The sequence below is a fragment of the Candidatus Zixiibacteriota bacterium genome (genome assembly GCA_020853795.1).
In the GTDB taxonomy this organism is placed as follows: Bacteria; Zixibacteria; MSB-5A5; order CAIYYT01; family CAIYYT01; genus JADJGC01.
On record JADYYF010000065.1, the window covers coordinates 1 to 19,975 of the forward strand.

Annotated in this window: 21 protein-coding genes; 17 read left to right on the forward strand and 4 right to left on the reverse strand. The window is 58.8% G+C overall.

Annotated features, from left to right (window positions below; all coding sequences use genetic code 11):
• The 13 genes from IT585_04795 to IT585_04855 form a co-directional block, all read left to right on the forward strand.
• The coding region (locus IT585_04795; GenBank protein ID MCC6962550.1) for a S8 family peptidase at positions 1–2,188 on the forward strand (2,188 nt) is incomplete at its 5' end.
• 57 nt (positions 2,189–2,245) lie between these two features.
• A complete protein-coding gene (locus IT585_04800) occupies positions 2,246–5,053 on the forward strand; it encodes a M6 family metalloprotease domain-containing protein (protein MCC6962551.1) in 2,808 nt (935 codons plus the stop codon).
• 62 nt (positions 5,054–5,115) lie between these two features.
• The gene (locus IT585_04805; GenBank protein ID MCC6962552.1) at positions 5,116–5,865 is read left to right on the forward strand and encodes an energy-coupling factor transporter transmembrane protein EcfT; all 750 of its coding nucleotides are present in this window, start codon (positions 5,116–5,118) and stop codon (positions 5,863–5,865) included.
• The gene (gene truA / locus IT585_04810; protein MCC6962553.1) at positions 5,862–6,593 is read left to right on the forward strand and encodes a tRNA pseudouridine(38-40) synthase TruA; all 732 of its coding nucleotides are present in this window, start codon (positions 5,862–5,864) and stop codon (positions 6,591–6,593) included. Before IT585_04805 ends, truA begins: the two co-directional genes overlap by 4 nt.
• A gap of 15 nt (positions 6,594–6,608) precedes the next feature.
• Positions 6,609–7,256, forward strand: coding sequence for a fructose-6-phosphate aldolase (gene fsa / locus IT585_04815; GenBank protein ID MCC6962554.1), 648 nt, complete (start codon positions 6,609–6,611; stop codon positions 7,254–7,256).
• Positions 7,253–8,545 carry an adenylosuccinate lyase gene (locus tag IT585_04820; GenBank protein ID MCC6962555.1) on the forward strand — a complete coding sequence of 431 codons (1,293 nt, stop codon included), beginning with the start codon at positions 7,253–7,255 and terminating at the stop codon, positions 8,543–8,545. Before fsa ends, IT585_04820 begins: the two co-directional genes overlap by 4 nt.
• Positions 8,542–9,189 carry a phosphatidylserine decarboxylase family protein gene (locus IT585_04825; GenBank protein ID MCC6962556.1) on the forward strand — a complete coding sequence of 216 codons (648 nt, stop codon included), beginning with the start codon at positions 8,542–8,544 and terminating at the stop codon, positions 9,187–9,189. Before IT585_04820 ends, IT585_04825 begins: the two co-directional genes overlap by 4 nt.
• The gene (gene pssA, locus IT585_04830; protein MCC6962557.1) at positions 9,182–9,913 is read left to right on the forward strand and encodes a CDP-diacylglycerol--serine O-phosphatidyltransferase; all 732 of its coding nucleotides are present in this window, start codon (positions 9,182–9,184) and stop codon (positions 9,911–9,913) included. The genes IT585_04825 and pssA overlap by 8 nt, the downstream gene beginning before the upstream one ends.
• The gene (gene purS / locus IT585_04835; GenBank protein MCC6962558.1) at positions 9,900–10,151 is read left to right on the forward strand and encodes a phosphoribosylformylglycinamidine synthase subunit PurS; all 252 of its coding nucleotides are present in this window, start codon (positions 9,900–9,902) and stop codon (positions 10,149–10,151) included. Before pssA ends, purS begins: the two co-directional genes overlap by 14 nt.
• Entirely contained in the window at positions 10,152–10,856 is a 705-nt protein-coding gene (gene purQ / locus IT585_04840) for a phosphoribosylformylglycinamidine synthase subunit PurQ (protein MCC6962559.1), read from the forward strand. It abuts the gene before it with no gap.
• Complete coding sequence (locus IT585_04845) at positions 10,853–11,119, forward strand: DUF4321 domain-containing protein (GenBank protein ID MCC6962560.1); 267 nt, start codon at positions 10,853–10,855, stop codon at positions 11,117–11,119. Before purQ ends, IT585_04845 begins: the two co-directional genes overlap by 4 nt.
• Before the next feature lie 18 nt (positions 11,120–11,137).
• On the forward strand, positions 11,138–11,353 hold the full coding sequence (locus tag IT585_04850; protein MCC6962561.1) for a twin-arginine translocase TatA/TatE family subunit: 216 nt from the start codon (positions 11,138–11,140) through the stop codon (positions 11,351–11,353).
• Entirely contained in the window at positions 11,354–11,782 is a 429-nt protein-coding gene (locus IT585_04855; protein ID MCC6962562.1) for a hypothetical protein, read from the forward strand.
• A gap of 56 nt (positions 11,783–11,838) precedes the next feature.
• Here IT585_04855 and IT585_04860 read toward each other — a convergent pair whose 3' ends face one another.
• From IT585_04860 to IT585_04875, 4 genes are read right to left on the reverse strand one after another with little or no spacing between them, the layout of a single operon-like run.
• Entirely contained in the window at positions 11,839–14,412 is a 2,574-nt protein-coding gene (locus tag IT585_04860; protein MCC6962563.1) for a protein kinase, read from the reverse strand.
• Positions 14,413–14,417: 5 nt separating this feature from the next.
• Positions 14,418–15,149 carry a metallophosphoesterase family protein gene (locus tag IT585_04865; GenBank protein ID MCC6962564.1) on the reverse strand — a complete coding sequence of 244 codons (732 nt, stop codon included), beginning with the start codon at positions 15,147–15,149 and terminating at the stop codon, positions 14,418–14,420.
• 5 nt (positions 15,150–15,154) lie between these two features.
• On the reverse strand, positions 15,155–15,838 hold the full coding sequence (locus tag IT585_04870; protein MCC6962565.1) for an FHA domain-containing protein: 684 nt from the start codon (positions 15,836–15,838) through the stop codon (positions 15,155–15,157).
• Positions 15,839–16,300: an FHA domain-containing protein gene (locus IT585_04875; GenBank protein ID MCC6962566.1), complete on the reverse strand. Its 462-nt coding sequence runs from the start codon at positions 16,298–16,300 to the stop codon at positions 15,839–15,841.
• A gap of 147 nt (positions 16,301–16,447) precedes the next feature.
• On the opposite strand from IT585_04875, the gene dusB reads away from it, so the two are divergent.
• The 4 genes from dusB to IT585_04895 form a co-directional block, all read left to right on the forward strand.
• The gene (gene dusB / locus IT585_04880; GenBank protein MCC6962567.1) at positions 16,448–17,410 is read left to right on the forward strand and encodes a tRNA dihydrouridine synthase DusB; all 963 of its coding nucleotides are present in this window, start codon (positions 16,448–16,450) and stop codon (positions 17,408–17,410) included.
• The gene (gene larB / locus IT585_04885; GenBank protein MCC6962568.1) at positions 17,407–18,168 is read left to right on the forward strand and encodes a nickel pincer cofactor biosynthesis protein LarB; all 762 of its coding nucleotides are present in this window, start codon (positions 17,407–17,409) and stop codon (positions 18,166–18,168) included. Before dusB ends, larB begins: the two co-directional genes overlap by 4 nt.
• A gap of 44 nt (positions 18,169–18,212) precedes the next feature.
• Positions 18,213–19,394 (forward strand): nickel pincer cofactor biosynthesis protein LarC, encoded by a 1,182-nt coding sequence (larC, locus tag IT585_04890; protein MCC6962569.1) that lies wholly within the window; start codon positions 18,213–18,215, stop codon positions 19,392–19,394.
• Positions 19,387–19,975 (forward strand): hypothetical protein (locus IT585_04895; GenBank protein ID MCC6962570.1); only part of this gene is annotated, 589 nt, incomplete at its 3' end. The genes larC and IT585_04895, both read left to right, overlap by 8 nt.

Sequence of the window (19,975 nt, forward strand, 5' to 3'; positions counted from 1 at the left end):
CCAGGCGTGGTTCGATCCCTACGGTAGCGTCACTCCGGTCGACTTGAACGGCCACGGCACGCATACCATGGGTCTGATGGTCGGCCGCGAAGGTGTCGACACCATCGGCGTGGCGTTCAATGCCCGTTGGATGGCGGCCGGCGTCATCGATCGCGGCCAAACCTTGAACAAGACGGTCTCCGACATTCTCGCGGCCTTTCAGTGGGCTGCCGACCCCGACGGCAATAGTGCGACGGTCGACGATCTTCCCGACGTCATCTGCAATTCCTGGGGCATCCCCAAGGGCTTGTTTGCTCCCTGCAATGAGACCTTCTACGAAGCCATCGATAACCTCGAAGCCCTCGGAGTCGTCGTGATCTTCGCCTGCGGCAACGAAGGGCCGAATCCGGGCACGATTCGCAATCCGGCCGACCGTGCCACCAGTCCGACCAACTCCTTCTCCGTCGGGGCCGTCGATCAGACCCGCGCCGACCTGATGATCGCGAACTTCTCCAGCCGGGGCCCGGCCAATTGCGATACCACCAAAATCAAGCCCGAAATCGTCGCGCCCGGTGTCAGCCTGCGCTCAAGCTACAAGAACGGCAGCTACCGCCTGATGTCGGGCACTTCCATGGCGGCGCCGATCGTGGCCGGCTGTGTCGCGCTGATGCGCGAATACAACCCGGATGCCACTGTCAGCCAGATCAAGAACGCCCTGATACAGTCGGCCACCGACCTTGGTCTGGCCGGCAAGGATAATGAATATGGCTTTGGCTTCCTTAATGTTCGTCGTGCCATCGATTTCTTACCGACACCGCAGAAGCCGCGCATTCGACTGGAAGCGGTCGCACTGGAATCGGCCGACTCGATTTTGGCTGTCGGCACGACCACTCCGCTTCAGCTCACGGTTTCTCCGCTGTCATTGCCGGTCACGAATCTGACCGGAATCCTGCACTCGACCAATCAGCACGTCTACCTGCTCTCCAGTTCCGCCGCCTTCGGCAACCTGCCGTCTGAGGCGCTGGGCAACAATACCGGCTCGCCGTACCTCGTAAAGGTCGACCACGTTGCCCAGCCGGGCGAAGCCGCTCAGTTTACGATCGACTTCTACTCACAGCAATTCGGCTACCTCAATAGCGTTGACTTCACCCTGACCTTCGCGCAGCCGGTGATCGCGGCGGCCGATGTCATCGCCACTTCACGCCTCAACGCCGAGGTCACCAACTACGGAATCAGTCGCCGTCTCTACGATCAGGCCGCCGGTTTCGATCTGCTCTCACATCTGGGACTTGTGCTGGTTACCAGCGACGGACAGGTTCTCGATGCTATGCCATCGGGAATCGACTTCACGGCTGCCGACTCGCTTCGTCGCGAGGATGACTCGGAGTCGACGACGATTCAATCGAAGTTCTCCGCCGGTGAATATGCCGTCCTGCAGTCTACCCGCGCCTTCACGCAGAGCACGGTCAACAATTTCCTGGTTTACGACTTTGATCTATCCACGTCGGCAGGCAATGCCCAGGTATCGTTCGCCGGATTGTCTCTCGACTTCGACCTCACCGGCGGCGAATCCCTCGCGCGCTTCGGCGATGACCTCATCTTCCGCAGCGCTGGCCTTGATCGCTTCGTCGGTGTCCGGGCCCTGCCTCCCGGCGCCATCACCATCGCGCCGCTGGCCGGTGCCGATTATAAGTCCGGCAGTCTCTCCGATACCGATCGCGCGCATGTACTCGGCAATCCAGACGATTTGTCCGCCATCGTCGCCGACTGGGCCGCGCTCTATGGATCGTCCTTCGCCGAACCGGAAACGCGCTTTGGCTTCGTCATCGCGAGCGGCAACAGCCTCGATGAAATCAGCGTTGCGCTCCAGGCCGGCCAACAGCGCTACCTGCAGGCTACCGATGTCGACGATAACGGCTCAACTTTGCCGGAATCGTTCGTCCTGAATCAGAATTTTCCCAATCCCTTTAATGCCGCCACCCAAATCGAATTTTACCTGCCCAAGGCCGGTCGCTACTCGCTTGAAATCATCAATGCCCTCGGCCAATCGGTGCGCCATTACGATGTCGATCACAGCCCGGCCGGCGCCCAGCACCTGATCTGGGACGGCAAGGACGCCGGCGGTGCCGATGTCGCCACCGGAATCTACTTCTACCGCCTCAACTTCGACGGAAACTCGCAGACGCGGAAGATGGTTCTACTCAAGTGAACTGGATATTTCCGGTTCCGCCGCGTCTTACCTGCAGAAAGGATGAGGATCCGGCCAATGACGGCACGCGCACTACGAGAACTCCTCCGCGCTGAAACCCTGACCTTACTCTTTACCCTCGCCGTGATCTCCGGCACGCTTTCGCTTGCGAGCCGCCCGCTGGCCGCCTTGACGATTTCACCGGAACTGCGCGAGCAACTCCAGGCGGAAGGGAAGTGGCAGGAGTTCAGCCGGAAGTTCTCCGACTGGCACCGTCGCCTCGACAATCAGCAGTCTCCCCTCAATCTCCAGAATCGGCGCATGGCGAAAGCCGCCATGGGCCAGGCTGCGGTTGCGGAAACCTTGCGCGTCTGCGTGCTCCTGGTCGACTTCTCCGACAATCCCGCGTCCAGTGGCTCCGTCTCCAACGTCACTCCGGAGTTGGTCAGGCAGATCCTGTTCGCCCCCGGTGGTAACGGCTACGGCTCTCTCTCCGACTTCTATTCCGAGAACTCCTACGGTCAACTCCAAATCGTCGGCGATGTCTACGGCTGGTTCCGAATGCCCAAAAGCTATGCCGTCTATGTCGGTGGCGACAACGGCTTGCAGACCGCCGAACCCAATGCGCAAACTCTCGCCAAAGACGCCATGCTCACCGCCGACCCAAGCGTGAATTTCGCGCCTTACGACAACGACGGCGACGGCTATATCGAGGGCCTCTTCATTGTCCACGCCGGACCTGGCGCCGAAGAGAACGGTCAGACGACCCATATCTGGTCGCATCGCTGGAATATGGGCGGACAAGTACTCTCCAACGAGGGCACCCGCGGTTTCAACTACGTTGCCGTCCCCGAGGAAGTTCTCGGCGGACCGCCGCGCATCGGCGTCTACGCCCACGAATTCGGTCACGTCCTCGGCCTGCCCGACCTCTACGACATCGGCCCCGATCCGTCACAGCCCGGCCTCGGCCGCTGGTCGCTGATGGCGGGCGGTTCCTGGAACTTCGGCCAGCGCAAGCCGGCCAATTTCGACGCCTGGAGTAAGCACGTCCTCGATTCGCTGCACGGCACCTTCGGCCGCACCATCGATGTTACCGCTAACCTTCGCGACGTCCTCCTCCACAGCGCCGTCTCTGACTCGATTCGCTATCGCATCAAATTGCCAACGCTCTCCGGTCGCGAGTACTTCCTGATCGAAAACCGCCAGCTGGAGAGCTTCGACCAGTACCTGCCCGGAGCCGGCCTGCTGATCTACCATTGTGACGACAACCTGGCCGGATCCAACAATACTGTGCGCTACCCGCATCTGCGAGTATCGCTGGAACAGGCCGATGGCTTCCTCCAATTGGAGCAGGATATCAACGAAGGTGATGGCGATGATCCGTTCCCCGGAGTCTTGGGCGAGAAGACTGAATTCACAAGTCTGTCTTCTCCCAACACGGTGTCTTGGTACAACACCCCCCACCAGATATCCGTGTGGGATATTCGGCGCGATCCTGCGGCCAAGACAATTACCTGCAATCTGGATGTCACCTTCAGCCGCACCTATCTCGAAATCGTCAACCTCGAATTCACCGATCTGCTTTCCGGCAACGGCAATGGCCGGTTTGAACCGGGCGAGATTGTCCAGGCGCGGTTAACCCTGAAAAACCACTGGCAAAGCGCCGGCAATGTCACCGCGACTCTGACCACCGCGACCCCGGGCATCAGCTTCCTCTCACCGACCGCGCAGTTCCCGGTCATCAGCAGTGGGCAGGAGGTCACCAGCTCGATCCCCTTTGCCTTTGTCCTTGATCCGGAGATCATGCCCGCGATCGCGCAATTCGACCTTTCCGTCGTCAGCCAGGTTCCGGCTGATACTTTCGCGCTAACCGTTCAGCAACCGGTCGGCGGCGTCGACATCCTGCTCGTCGATGCCGATGACAGCCCGCAATCAAGCGATGTCGCTACGTTCTACATGACTGTACTCGACTCGCTGTTGGTGCCCTACGACTACTGGGACATCGCCGCCCAGGGAACCCCCGCAACCTCTCAGAATCAGTACAATATCATCATCTGGTTCACCGGCTCAGCGCGACCGGATTTGACGCAGACCATCAGCACTGCCGAAGTAGCGTTCTTGCGCAACTACCTCGATCAAGGCGGCCACCTGTTTCTCACCGGGCAGGACATCGCCGAACAGCTTGCGCAGACGGCTGACTCGACTTTTTTGCGCGACTATCTCGGCGCGCGTTTTCTCGGCGACATGCGCCCCTATGAGGCGGACGGTGTCACCGGTAGCCCAATCACCGGCGGCCTCAAACTCCGGGTCGCCGGATCCATCGGCGCCTCCAACCAGCTTGATGCCGATGTGATCAGCGTGTTGTCCGGAACCGAACCGGCCGTCACCCTCAAGACCTTTGGCGCTACCGAAACCGGCCTCGGTGGCGCAGTCACCTTGCTGCCGAACAATGCCGTTGCCGTCTTCTTTTCGTTTGGTGCTGAAGCGATCACCACCAGCCAGGGTGCGCTCGGCTTCGCCACGCGCACCGAAGTGCTTCGGCGGGTGATCAACTACCTCCGGAATAATGTCGCTACCGATGCCGGTGAGATCGTCGACGTGCGCCCCTTGCCGTTTGAATTCGCGCTCGATCAGAATTTCCCCAATCCGTTCAATCCCGCCACTGTGATCAGCTATACCGTCAGCCCGCGCGTGGCCGGAGCGCCGCTGACTCTGGAAGTCTTCAACATCCTCGGCCAGCGGGTTGCCGTCCTTAATCAGACTACCGCGCAGCCGGGCACTCACCGCATCGATTTTGATGCCGCCTCCCTTGCCTCCGGCGTCTACTTCTATCGCCTCCGCATCGGCGAACAATCGCAGACTCGCAAGATGATTCTCTCCAAGTAACGCGCCCAATCCCCCGATTGACTCTCCGCCCCGAATCGCCTATCATTCGCCGCACTGAGTATATGTGGCAGCAACTTGATCCTCATACTAAACTGGCGGCAATCCTGACCATCGCGATTATCGCCAGTGCCAGTCTCACAGCGGCCGTCCTGGGTGTGACCACGCTGGCCCTGCTGGCACTCTGGTCGGTCGCGCGCGCACCGTTGGCCGCCTTCAAACGCCTCCTGCCCGCCATGGCGCTGTTCATGCTCTTCACGCTGGCCTTAAATCTGCTCTTTCACCGGGATTCCAACCCGCTCGCGTACGATATCTTCGGGCTGACTATCTATCACAGCGCTCTGGTCAAAGGTGCGCTCTACTGCGGGCGCATCGCCATTCTCTGTGCGCTTGCGATTTTCTTTGCCCACTCACTCCGGCAGGAAGAATTCGCCGAGTTGGTGTGGCGCTTGCTGCAACCGCTCGGACGAGTGGGCCTGCCGGTTCAGGCCTTCGGCATGGCGTTGGCACTGGCGATCCGCTTCATCCCGGAAATCGAACGCCAGTACCAACGCGTCAAAACCGCGCAGATCGTCCGCGGCGCCGACTTTGGCGGCAATCCCGTCGCCCGCGTGCGCCGCTATGTGCCGATTCTGGCGCCCGTGATGGTCGGCGCCCTGCGTCGTTCGTCGATCCTGGCGGATGCCCTCGCCGTTCGCGGCTGGGAACTCCGGCCGCGGACGTTCTACCGCGAATATCGTTTCGGCTGGCCCGACGGCTTGTTCCTGTGTCTCACAGCCCTGCTGATCCTGCTGACGGTGGTGCTCAGCCGGTGAAGAACATCCTCCTGAATATGCAGTTCGTCGGCACCGGTTACGCCGGCTGGCAACGGCAGAAAAACGCCGTGTCGATCCAGCAGTTGATTGAGGATGCGCTGATGCAGGTCATCGGCACGCCCCACGTCATTACCGGTTGCAGCCGTACCGATGCCGGTGTCCACGCCGAGGAATTCATCGCCAACTTTCTCACCGACTCGACCATTCCAGCCGTGCGCTTCGCGCCGGCCCTGCAATCGAAGCTGCCGCCGGACGTCCTCGTCACGGGTTCGCGCGAAGTCGACCTCGACTTCAACGCGCGCCGCAACAGCTATGAAAAAACGTATCGCTATCAGGTCGTTCTGGGCCGCTCCCCCTTTTGCAACGATCGTTGGTGGCAGCTCGGCGAAGACCCCGATCTGGACATCTTGCGCCGCTGCGCTGCCATGATTGCGGGAACCCATGATTTCTCCGGTTTCTGCGTTCTGCGTTCACGCAAGTCCGATAACCGCTGTTCGATCAAACAAGCGACTTGGCGGCGCAGCGGTCGACGACTATATTTCAAGGTTACCGGTGACCGGTTCTTGCATCACATGGTGCGATTTCTGGTCGGGGCGCAAATCGAAGTGGCGTTGGGGAAGTTGACACCGGAACAGTTCCGGCAAATCATCGAACATCCCGACCGCCGCCGCGCCAAATTCCCGGCGCCACCGGACGGGTTGTACTTGGAAAAAGTAAAATATCGATAGGTTGGAGGAAAGCGGATGAAGTTCTTCATCGATACCGCAAACATCGAAGAAATCAAGAAGGCGGCGGCGCTCGGCATCCTCGACGGCGTGACGACCAATCCCTCGCTGGTTGCAAAGGAGAAGGGCAAGTTTGAGGACATCCTCCGGCAAATCTGCGAGGTTGTCGATGGCCCGATTTCGGCGGAGGTCACCGCGACCGACTACGAGGGCATCCTGCGTGAGGGTCGCGCCCTGGCCAAAATCCACAGCAACATCGTCGTCAAGTGTCCCTGTATCATGAGCGGACTGCAGGCGACCAAGACCTTCGCCGAAGAGGGCATCGGCGTCAACGTGACGCTTGTTTTCTCGTCGATGCAGGCGCTGCTGGCCGCCAAGGCCGGCGCGCGCTTCGTGTCGCCCTTCATCGGCCGCCTCGATGATGTCTCGACCGACGGCATGCAACTGATTCACCAGATCGTCAAGATCTACGAAAACTACTCGTATGAAACGGAAGTGCTGGTCGCTTCCGTCCGCCATCCCATGCACGTGGTCGAAGCCGCCCTGCTTGGGGCCGACGTCTGCACCATGCCCTTCAATGTCATTGATAAGCTGATTCAGCATCCGCTGACCGACCTCGGACTGAAGAAATTCCTCGAAGACTGGGAGAAGGTGAAAGGCAGATGATTCCGCGTTACACGCCGCGCGACATCGGCAAGCTCTGGACCGATGAGCACAAGTTCGCGACCTGGCTCAAGGTCGAGCTTGCCGTCGCCGAAGTGCAGGCGCAAATGGGTATTATCCCTGCGTCCGCATATCACCAACTCAAGGCGAACGCCAAGTTCTCGGTCAAGCGCATCGACAAGATCGAAGCCGAAGTCAAGCATGATGTCATCGCCTTTCTCACCTCGGTCTCCGAGAACGTCGGTGGAGCCGCCAAGTATCTCCACTTCGGCATGACCTCGTCTGATCTGGTCGATACGGCGCAAGGCGTGACGTTGAAGGAAGCGGGCGAACTGATCCTGCACCGGCTCGCAGCCGCCGCCCGCGAAGTCCGCAAGAAAGCAATTCGCTATAAGAAGACTCCCTGCATGGGGCGAACCCACGGTGTGCACGCCGAACCGACAACCATCGGCCTGAAGTTCCTGCTTTGGTATATGGAGCTGCAGCGCCAGCGCGAACGCCTGCAACATGCCGTCAAGACGGTCGCCGTCGGGAAGATCTCCGGTGCCGTCGGCAACTATGCCAACCTCGACCCCAAAATCGAAGCCGCCGTCTGCCGCAAGCTCGGCATTGCCGCCGCGCCGATTTCGACCCAGGTCCTGCAGCGTGATCGCCATGCCGAGTTCATCGCCGCCATCGCCCTCCTCGGTGCTTCGCTGGAGAAGTTCGCCACCGAAATCCGCGCTCTCCAGAAGACTGAAGTCCTCGAGATGGAAGAGGGTTTCTCGAAAGGCCAGAAGGGCTCGTCGGCGATGCCGCACAAGCGCAATCCCATCACCTGCGAGCGGATCGCCGGACTCGCCCGCGTCCTGCGCGGCAATATGGTCGCGTCCTACGAAAACATCCCCCTCTGGCACGAGCGCGACATCACGCACTCTTCCGTCGAACGCGTCATTCTTCCTGACTCGACCGCGCTCATCTCTTACATGCTCGATCTGTTCACGCAGGTGATCGCTAATCTCCAGGTCTACCCCAAAAACGCACGCCGCAATCTTGAGCTTACCGGCGGCTTGGTGTTCAGCGGCCGGCTGCTCTTGGCGTTGGCCGCGGCTTGCGGTTCTCGTGAAAAAGCCTATCGCATGGTGCAGCGCAATGCCATGGCCGGCTGGCAGGGGAGAGGCCGCTTCATCGACCTGGTCAAAGCCGATCCCGATATCGCTCGCTATCTGCGGCCGCAACAGGTCGAAGCCTGCTTTGACCTTGCTTATTATTTCCGTAATGTCGATAAGATCTATGCGAAGTGCCTGAAATGATCGAACGCGACGGACTGCGGTTCATCGTCCCGGCCGCGCTGGCCTCCCTCTTGTGCTGGCTGCTGGTCTATGCCACCCACTCCTATATGGGCATGGTTCTGGCGTTGCTGGCGACGGCGTGTACCGGATTTGTCATCTACTTCTTCCGCGATCCTGATCGCACGCCGCCCGCCGGCGAAAACAGCATCCTGTCGCCCGGCGATGGCAAGGTGATCGTCGTCGAAGAGCGCACCTTTGCCGACGGGACAACGTATAATCTGGTGTCGATATTCCTGTCCGTGTTCGATGTGCACGTCAACCGCATCCCGATCAGCGGCACGGTCAAGCGCGTCGAGTATATTCCCGGACGATTTCATCGCGCCTACGAACCGCAGGCTGTTAGCGAGAATGAACGCGCCGAAATCACCATTGCCTCTCGCTGCGGCGATGTCCGCTTCAGTCAGGTCGCCGGAATCCTGGCGCGGCGGGTTGTTTGCCGCGTGCGCGAGGGCGATACCGTCACCCGCGGCGCCCGCTGCGGATTGATCCGCTTCGGCTCGCGCGTCGACCTGTTTCTGGATCACCGCGTCCACCTCGAGGTCAAAATCGGCGACCGTGTCGCCGGAGGAGTCAGCGTCATTGGACGATTCCCGCAAGATGGCTAATTTCCGCGGCATCTTCCCCGGCGCCTTCACAATGGGGAACATGCTGTGCGGATTCTTTTCGATCCTCTCGGCGCACAACAACGAGCCGGCGCGCGCCGCTTGGTTTGTCATCCTCGCTGCCTTCCTCGATGGCCTTGACGGCAAAGTTGCCCGCCTCTCACGCGGTACCAGCAACTTTGGCAAAGAACTCGACTCCCTCGCGGACATCGTTTCCTTCGGCGTCGCTCCTGCCTTTCTCGTCTGGTCGGCCAGTCTCGGCAACTTCGACCGCTATGGCTTCATGATCGGCGCCGTCTTTATGATGGCTGGAGCTTTCCGTTTGGCTCGCTATAACGTCATGGCCGACCCGCATACCAAGTCCCACTTCGTCGGTCTGCCGATCCCGATTGCCGCGATCACCGTCTGCTCTTACTTCATCTTCAGCCTCAGCCTCTGGCAAGAGATTCGATTCCCGGAACTCGTTGTTGGAATGATGATTATCTGTTCCGCGCTGATGGTCTCCAACGTGTTCTACGACTCTCTGCCGGAGCGCTTCGACCGCCGAGAAAACCGTTGGCGCATGGCTTTTATTTTGGTATTCTTGATCGCGCTGTTGATAAAACCGCGACTGGCGTTGTTTCCTTTTATGGCCGCTTACGTCCTGTTCGGCGTCGCGCGGGAAGCAGTCCGAATCATGAATAACACTCGTCGAAACCATCGGGAAAGAAAAGATGTCCAAGAATAAGAAGGTTGTGTGCCGGGTTCGGCTCAAAGACGGCGTCCTTGATCCTCAGGGCGTCACGATCAAACATGCCCTGGAACAACTGGGTTTTGCCGACGTTCTTGATGTTCGTTCCGGTAAGGTCTTTGAACTCACCTTCAAAGACACTGCCAACGGCAATCTCAAGGCGATGACTGAGGAGATTTGCCGCAAAGTCCTGGCCAATCCGGTCATCGAAGAATTCGAAGTCGGAGAAGTGTAATTGCGTTTCGGAGTTGTCACCTTTCCCGGTTCCAACTGCGACTATGATTCCTTCATGGTTATCCGCGAGCAATTGGGCGAGCAGGCGGAGTTCATCTGGCACAAAGACCATAACCTGGCTGGTTTTGACTGCATCATCCTTCCCGGCGGCTTCTCTTACGGTGATTATCTGCGTTCCGGTGCGATTGCGCGTTACTCGCCAGTGATGAAATCGGTTATCCAATACGTCAATGACGGCGGTCTTGTGATCGGCATCTGCAACGGCTTCCAGGTGTTGCTCGAATCCGGGCTGCTCCCGGGCGCGATGCTGCGCAATAAGACTCTCCGTTTTATCTGCAAGCACGTCTACTTGCGCTGTGAAACGACCGACTCGCCGTTTTCGAATTGCCTCGCCGTTGGGGAAGTCCTGAAAATCCCGATCGCCCACACCGACGGCAATTATTACTGGTACACGGGTGACGTTGCCGAATTAGAACGCAACAATCAGGTGATCTTCCGGTATAGTACGCCGGAAGGCGAAATCACGGCACCGGCCAACCCCAACGGCAGCATCAACAATATCGCCGGCCTGTGTAATCGTCGACGCAATGTGTTCGGCATGATGCCGCACCCCGAACGCGCCAGCGAGGCGCTGCTGGGTTCCGCCGACGGCCTCAAAATCTTTCAGTCGATACTCGCCTATGCGCGATCGGGAGTGACCGCTTGAAAAAGAGCGAGATCGTCTTTCTGATTGTCTCACTCCTGCTGGCGGCGATTGTCGGGGGACTCTTGGGCGACATCATCGGCGAGTTCTTGCCCCAGGGCGTCGCTAAAACGTTGTTTCAGAAGCATCTGTCGATCGGATTCAGTCCCGTTTCCCTCGACCTGTTTTCCATCGCCCTGACGCTCGGATTGATGATCAAAATCAATTTTGTCAGCGTACTCTTTGTGGTGATGGTAATCATCTATTTTCGCTGGTGGTATATTTAGAGGAATCAGGAGTCAAACATGCCGAATCTCGGTTTTCAGGAACTCATCATTATCTTCTTGATCGTGCTGCTGTTGTTCGGCGCCAAGAAGATACCGGATATCGCTGCCGGCCTCGGCCGCGGCATCCGCGACTTCAAACGGGCCATGAAGGATACCGGAGACGAAATCCAGAAGTCGACCACAACCGATCCATCCGCCCCGAACTCGTCCGCGGCGCCCGACAAGAAGGAATAAATGTTCAGCCAGGAAGACCTTCGGCGCATTCAAGTCACGCTCGGCGCCTCTGAGGCCGTCTGGGAAAACGATCACTACCGCCTCAAGATCGTGCAGGCGGAAGAAAAACGTTCCCTGGTGCTGGAAATCTACCCCGATACGCAACTCGGCAAGGATCGCGGCGCCCTGATTGTCGTCTACACCGGCGGCGCTCACCTGCAATTGCATAATTGCTCCGGCTTCGTCGCCAGCGAGGAGCTGGGCGAGGTGACCTTCGTCGCCGAAACCACCGACCGCATCTCCGGCCTGGTGGTCGAACGCGAGGCCGCCTGCTCGCTCTACTCCGACATCAACCGCGACCTGATTTCCTCCGACTTCTCGCGCTTCGGCGTCGAAGTCATGCTCTCCGGCGTCGCCCTCTCGCTCGCCGAAGACCTCTTCAACAAGTAAAAAGGGCGCGGTAACCGCGCCCTGACAACGAATTTCCTGGCTTTGGGTCTGCTGCCCTACGCCATTGCCGGCTTCTTGGCGAATGACACCGTGAAGTCCTCCAAGGCCGCCGCGAATTCTTTCGCCGACCGGTAGCGCTCCAGCGGGTCCTTGGCCAGCGCCTTCTTCATGATCAAGTCAAACAACGGCGGAATCTTCGGATCGATCGCCGTCGCGGCCACCGGCTCCTCGTTGAGAATCTTGTACACCAGTTGCGAAATATTCTCTCCGACAAACGGCCGCCGGTGCGTCAGCATCTCGTACAGCACCACCCCGAGGCTGAAAATGTCCGAACTCGGTGTGACGTCCTTGCCGCGCAGTTGTTCCGGCGAAATGTAATTCGGCGTCCCCATCGCAATCCCCGTCTGCGTCATGCTCGACGATTCAAAATGCGCGATACCGAAATCCATCACCTTGACCCGGAATCCGTCCATCACCATGATGTTGGCCGGCTTGATGTCGCGATGGATGATGCCCATCTTATGGGCGTACTCCAAGGCCGAACAAGTCTGAATAATGATCGACGCCAGAATCCGGTAGTTCAACTGCAAATTCCGCTTCAATACCGCTTCCAGCGTGTAGCCCTCGATGTATTCCATGGCGATATATTGCAGGTTGCCCTGCATGCCGACGTCGTAGATCGTCACGATGTTCGGATGCGAAAGATTGCCCGCCGCCTTGGCCTCGCGATTGAGCCGTTCCTTCAGTTCGTTCAGCTCCGACGGATCGGCAATCGAGTCCAGCCGGATCGTCTTGAGCGCCACCAGGCGGTCGATGGCCGGGTCCTTGCCTTTGTAAACCGTGCCCATCGCTCCCTTGCCCAACGGCTCGATCACTTGATAGCGGCCGAACGACATGGGTTGCCCTTCGCTGGAGAAACGCACCCCATAAATCTTCTTCTCTTCGTCGGTCAAGATCAGCTCATCGTCAACGCTCTTGCGCCTGGCCGAGGCCGGCGGCGGTGGGGGCGGTTGCGAACCCGGAATCTTCGACATGTCGACATCGAGCAGGTCCGGGATGAAGGTCTTGGTCTCGTTCGCCTCGGTCGCGGTCACATCCTGTTGCACTTCCTGCATTGTCCGATCCAGCGCTCTCATCTTGCCCGTCTCGTGCCGGCGAATCGTCTCTTCCGAAACCAGCTCGCCGCCCCGCTTGACCGCTTCAAAATCGAGGCGAATCGTCTCGCTGAAGACCTCCGGCGTACTCACCTCGTCGTGCATCAACCGCTTCGGAATATCCTCGAATGTGATCTCCTGACCGGTATCGCGGCGGGTGGCGATCGGCTCGCCGTCGAGCAGCTTCTTCAGGTCAAGCCCGCGGCTAATCGACGACGTCAACTCACGCTCGCGGCTCGGCCTTACTACAATGGAAGCACCCAGGAAAAGGAGCACCGTGATGATCGGATACAGCACGTTCATCACCGTGTTCAGCGAATCAAATAACACGAAGTTGATATTGACCAGGATGAAGGCCAGGATGAAAAGGGCAATGAGGCGGTAAATCTGACCCATGCGCGGCAGGATCAAACCGCCGAACGCGCCCAGGCCGAGAATCAACAGCAGATCGATCGGAATCGGGAAGTCAAACCGCTTCGGCGCCGTCCCGTCGATCAGGTTCTGCGCCGTCGCCGCGCAAAATTGGTACGACGGCAGATTGCCGGCCAGCGCGGTTTCCACAAATTGGAAATCACCGAGTCCGGTGGCCGCCACGATCACCGCCTTGTCGCGCACCGTGCTCGGATCGGCATCGCCGGTCAGCACGTCGATCGCCGACACCAATTGATACGCCTTGCCCGCCGCCGGCAATGTCACCAATAGCCGACCCTGATCATCGGTCGGCAGCTCGCGGCCGCTCATCGTCAGCCGGCCGCGTCCGGAGAAACCGAAGCTGGTGCTGTTGCCGCCCAGATACAGGTTCGCCAACTGCACCGGCGCCGAGACAAAGACTTTGTCCTCAAAGTTGACGACGGTATTCAACGAGCGAACCTTGTCGTCAAAGTCGGGCTCAAAATAACGGAAGCCGACTCCGGCAACATTCTCCGCAAAAATGCGCGGCGGCACAAACGCCGCCACCACCCGCGGCAATTTCTCGATGTCGACATCTTTGGTCGGCATCAGGGAAGAGAAGTGGAAATAATCGGGGGCCGGGCGTAATGAACCGCCCTCGCGCGACACCACGATGTCAAACGGCAGTACGATGTTGCTGCAATCGCGCATCGACTCCGCCAGTTGGTTGGAATTGCCGGAGGCAAATTCCTCGGCGCGCTCACCGAGCGGGAAGTCGAGCATCACCGCTTTCGGCCTGTAATCACAAATCGTGATCAACAGGTCGCTGATCCGCCCGTGATCCCACGGCCAGGTGCCGACCGCGTCGACCGACTTGGCGTCGATCGCCACGACTGTCACCTTACTCTTGTCCGGTTCCAGCGGCCGCGAAGAGCGAATCTGATCCTCGATCATCAATTCGAGACTCTGCAACGGCTGCACGTTCTGCAGGTAGAGAATGATGACAAACAACGTCAGCAGCCAGTAGAGGATGCCGCCTTTCAGCCGTGCGGATAGCGTTTCCCATCGAGAGATGTACTTCTTCATACCTGTTACTTTCCGCTCGCCAGCCGTTCGATCAGGAACTCCGGCAAATCGACCGCCGCCATCTTGGCTTGGGCTGCGGCCAGATCATACTCAACGCGACGGTAAGAAATTCGGCCGGCATCGGCGTCGAGAACCACGTAGCACGCGCGCGGGTCACCGTCGCGCGGCTGCCCGACCGATCCGGTATTAATGATATAACGATACTCCTTCTCCAGATCGATCTCCCGTCCGCCGATGCTGTATGCCTCTCCGGCAAAATTGCGCGCATACACGATCGGCTTGTGCGAATGGCCGAGAAAGCAGATCCGCTCCTCAAAATGTTGAAACTGCCGGTCCGCTTCGCCCAGCGACAGACAATAGTTCCAGGCTTCCGGCTGCTCCGGCGTCGCATGCACCAGGAACATGTCGCCGTGAGTATCCTTCAGCTTGAAGGACGATAACACCCCGACCGACTCGCTGTCCAACACTGATGCCGTAAAGGTGATCGCCGATCGCGCGTAGGCATTGAAATCGCTGGTATCCAGCAATCCTAACGCGCTGTAGTCGTGGTTGCCCATGATCTTTACGCGGCACTCCGCCTTGATCAGCCGCAATACCTCGTTGGGGTTGGCGCCATAACCGACCGCATCGCCGAGAAAAAAAATCTCGTCGGCCCGGCTCTGTTTGTGAATATCTTCCAGGACTGCCGTGAGCGCTTCCAAATTGCCGTGCACGTCCGAAATCAGCGCTACCTTCATCGTTGTCAGCCTTCGATAAACCGAAACACGGACTTTCCGACTTCGACTATGTCCCCGTTCTTCAAGGTCGCCGTATTGATGGCCTCGCCGTTCACCTTGGTCTTGCCGCCATGACCGACGTTGACAATCGTGAATGAATCGCCTTCGCGAACTACCTTGGCCTGCAGTTTTGAGACCCAGAAACCGTGCACCGGAACGTTGACGAACTCCGACTTGCCCAGCGTCGTGGTCTCCTCGGCCAACCGGAACTTCTTCTTGTTGCCCGCCATCGCCACCAGGACCGAACCGCCTAGTTCTGCCGCCACTTCCTTGTCCTGCTGATCGCGCACCACCAATTCCTTCTGCCGGCGCGTGCTCAAAACCATCGTTCCTTCCATGTCCGACATCTTCTTCGCCGGCTGGGCTTCACGATTGTAAACCAGGTCGAACTTGCCGATCGTAATCGTGTCCTGATCCTGCAGGTAATGCTCGTTCACCTTGCGGTGATTGACGAACGTGCCGTTCAGGCTGTCGTTATCGATGATGAGCGCGCCCTGCTCCGAAAATTCGATCTGCGCATGCTTGCGCGAAACACCGCGGTTGTCCAGCACGATGTCGTTATCCGACGTACGGCCAATCGAGATGCGCTCCTTCTCGGTCACCACGCGCTCGATCACCTTCTCCCCGAACTTGACGATGATTTCCGGCATTTAACGATGCTCCTTTCTATCGCTTTTCGCATCGCTCTGCGGGGGCGTGGGAATCGGCCGGGTCTCCATAAATGATTCCAGCGGATTGGCTTTCCCCGACTGGCTCAGCTCTTTCTGTTTCTTCGTATCCAAAACCATGGTCGGATCGAGATCGGACATCTTGCCCGCCGCTTGCGACTCGCTGTGGTAAACCAGATCGAACTTGCCGATCGTCACCACGTCGCAGTCCTTCAAGAATTGGCGGCTGACGCGCATCTGGTTCACAAACGTCCCGTTCAGACTATCCAGATCGAGCACTTCCACCCCCTCGCGGCCGAATTCGATCCGTGCATGACGGCGCGACACACCGCGATTGTCCAGCACAATGTCATTGTCGGAGGTGCGGCCGATGCTCAGGTGCTCCTTCTCCGTCACCACCCGTTCAATCACCCGATCGGCAAACTTGACGACGATCTCCGGCATTTCGTATGCTCCTTTCCGCCATGTCACTACGCCCGATACATTGCGGCAATGCCCGAATCCGGTGCTCCGGTTGGCTTTCTGCTTAATTGCAAACGACTTGCCGCTGTTGGCGTATTCAGTTATATTTTCGACATGCTACCGGTAAACTTGAGAAATCGACCCGCAGTTTTCGCCGCCCCGCTTGCCGGCGTTTCGGATATCGCTTATCGCATCATCGCCAAGCGCATGGGCGCCGACTATACGTTTCCGGAAATGATTGCATCGGAAGGGCTTATCCGCGACAATGGCCGAACGATGGACATGATGCGGCGCTACGACGGCGAAACCAATGTCGGCTGCCAGTTGTTCGGCACCAAGCCCGAATCAATCGCCCTTGCTGCGGCTGCAGTCGAGCAAGCTGGTTTTAATTCCGTCGATCTCAACTGCGGTTGTCCGGTCCACAAAGTCGTCGACAAAAACGGCGGTGCGGCTTTGCTTAAGACTCCTAAACTTCTTGGCGAAATCATTAACGCTGCAGTGAAGAGAATTTCAATCCCGTTTTCTATCAAGATCAGGTCGGGTTGGGACAAACGTTCACTCAACTACGTCGAGATCGGCAGGATCGCCGAAGACAACGGCGCTGCCTATATCACTTTGCATGCGCGGACCCAATCTGAGCTTTTTGCTCCGGAAGCCCACTGGGATCATATCGCCGAGCTCAAACAAGCGCTTACAATTCCCGTGCTCGGCAACGGCAATGTCTGGACGGCGGATGATGCCATCCGCATGCTGCGCGAAACCGGTTGCGATGGCGTGATGATCGCCTCCGGATCACTTGGAAATCCCTTCATCTACCGGGAAATCAGGCATCTGCTCGAGACCGGTCAACCCGCTGAGCCGCCCACCGTGGAAGAACGCGTCCAGGTATGCCTCGAACATGTCCGCCGCTTAGCCGACCAGTTCGGTGAGCCGGCCGGCATTCGCCGTGGTCGCAAGCTGATCGGCTGGTACTATCGCTACATCTCCGGCCGGCGCAAAATCGATCAGAAGCTCTTTCTGGTCGAGACCTACGCCGAAGTCGAGCAGTATCTCAACGACTTCCTTCAGAAATTGCAGGATCGGGCGGCATGAACGACGGCCGCGAACTCGAATCGCTTCTCAAGCAGTTCAAGGCAGGGAAGCTGACCCTCGAACAGATCCGCAAACACCTCGAATCATCCCAGTTCGATGATCTCGGCTTTGCCAAAGTCGACCACAGCCGCGCCGCGCGCACCGGCGTGCCGGAGGTTATTTTCGCAGAGGGTAAATCGGCTGCGCAAATCGCCGCCATCGCGCGCAACATGATCCAGCGCGGCTCTGGACTCCTTATTACGCGCTTTGACCAGGCCAAATACAGTACTGTCAAACGCTCCCTGCCGCGCCTGAAGTACTTTCCCGACGCTCGCTGCGCCACTTTGGGCAAGTCGGGCAAACTGCGCCCCAGCGGAATCCTCGTTGTCACTGCCGGGACCTCCGACATTGCTGTCGCCGAAGAAGCCGCTGTGACCTGCGAAGCCCTGGGCTACGCCGTCGATCGCGTTTATGACGCCGGTGTCGCCGGGATCCATCGCTTGCTGGCGCACTCGCGACAACTCCGGGCGGCGCGCGTTGTCATCGTTGTTGCCGGTATGGAAGGCGCGTTGCCTTCGGTCGTTGGCGGTCTCGTAAAGGTACCGGTTATCGCCGTGCCGACCTCGATTGGCTACGGCGCCTCGTTCGGCGGTGTCGCAGCGCTCTTGGCGATGCTGAATTCCTGCGCCTCCGGCGTCACCGTCGTCAATATCGACAACGGTTTCGGCGCGGCCATCGCCGCAATCCGCATCATCTCCGCCTCCCAGTCGCTGAAGTGAGACGTGGCAATGTCTGCGCTTAGAAACCCCTGCGAGTCAAATACATGAAGATCGGCTATCTCGATTGCTTCTCCGGTGCTGCCGGCGATATGATTGTCGGCGCCATCATCGATGCCGGTTGTCCAGCCGGGCATCTTCAATCTCAACTCGACCTGCTGGGCTTGCCGGGCGTCAAACTCGTCAGTGAATCGGTCAAGAAGCACGGCCTGCACGGCATCAAGGTGCGCTTCGAATCCGGCGAAACCGATCCCCCGCATCGGCACCTCTCGGCGATCGAGAAAATCCTGCGGAATTCGCGCCTCGATTCCACTGTAGTCGAGAAGTCGCTCGCCGTCTTCCGCCGCATCGGCGAAGCCGAGGCGCGCATGCACGCGGTGTCGATCGAAAAAATCCACTTCCATGAAGTCGGCGCCGTTGATGCCATCTGCGACATCGTCGCTACCGTGGCCGGTCTCCAACAACTTCAAATCGACAAGCTCTATTCTTCCGAAATCCTGCTCGGCAGTGGCCTGATTCAGTCGGCGCACGGGATGATCCCCCTGCCGGCGCCGGCTACGCTCGAGATCATCAAGAATTTCCCGGCCCGGCGCCTCAATAACGACCGCGAAATGACCACCCCGACCGGCGCGGCCCTGATTCTGGAATTGGCTGAGTATGCCCCCGGCTTCAATATGGCCGTCGAAGCGACCGGCTATGGCGCCGGCACCATCGACCTGCCCGACCGCCCCAATCTGATTCGCTTGATCGTCGGGCAGCAGCGGCTCCCGCTCGATACCGACTCCGTCACCATTGTCGAAACCAATATCGATGACGCCACCCCGGAGAACATCGGCCATCTCCAACAGCGTCTCCTGGAAAGTGGTGCGCTCGATGTCTTCGTGACTTCGATCTTGATGAAGAAGAGCCGTCCGGCGCACAAGATCACCGTCATTGCCGAGAGCGCCGCCGCGGCAAGTCTGGCGCGAATCATCCTGCGCGAGTCGTCGACGGCGGGCGTCCGCTTCCGCACCGAGTCGCGTTGGAAATTGCAGTACGAATTCAAGACCGTCTCAACCGAGTACGGCCCGATAAAAATCAAGTTCTACTTCGGCGGCGATATTCGTAAATTCAGCCCCGAGTACGAAGATGTGGTGAGCGCTGCCATGAAAGCCCAGACCCCGTTTCTCAAGGTCTACAACGCGGCAGTCATGGCGGCCAATGCGATCAAGGAGAATCAAGGTGAGTGATCTGAAAGTTCTGATTTTTGCCCAAAAGAAGGGAAGTGCGCCGGCAGGCGCGACACTTGAGGTCGTTACTGTCGGTCGCCAACTCGCAGACAAACTCGGCGGCAAACTCGGCGCTCTCGTTATCGGCAGCGGCACAGAAGTCGTCGCCAAAGAGCTCAATGCAGCCGGCGTCGATATCTGCTATATCGTTGAAAACGCCCAATTCGATCGCTTCCATGACGACGCCTATGCCGATATCTTGGCTGAGCTGGTCAAATCCAAGTTGCCGCAAATCGTGCTCGGCACCGCCAATTTCTACGGCCGTGCACTCTTCGGCCGCGTTGCCGGTATGCTCGGCGTCGGACTGGCCGCCGACTGCAATCAGGTCGAAATCGACGGCACTGGCCGCCTCTGTGTCACTCGTCCCGCCTACGGCGGCAAGGTCAATCTGACCGTGCAATTCAAGACTGCGCCTCAAATTGCCACGTTGCGTCCCAAAGTCTTTGCCGAAGCCAAGCTCGACACCGCCCGCAGTGGAGCCATCGAGCCGTTTGCATCTTCCGCATCATCCAAGCTTCAGGTCGAAACCGGTGCTGCCGGCG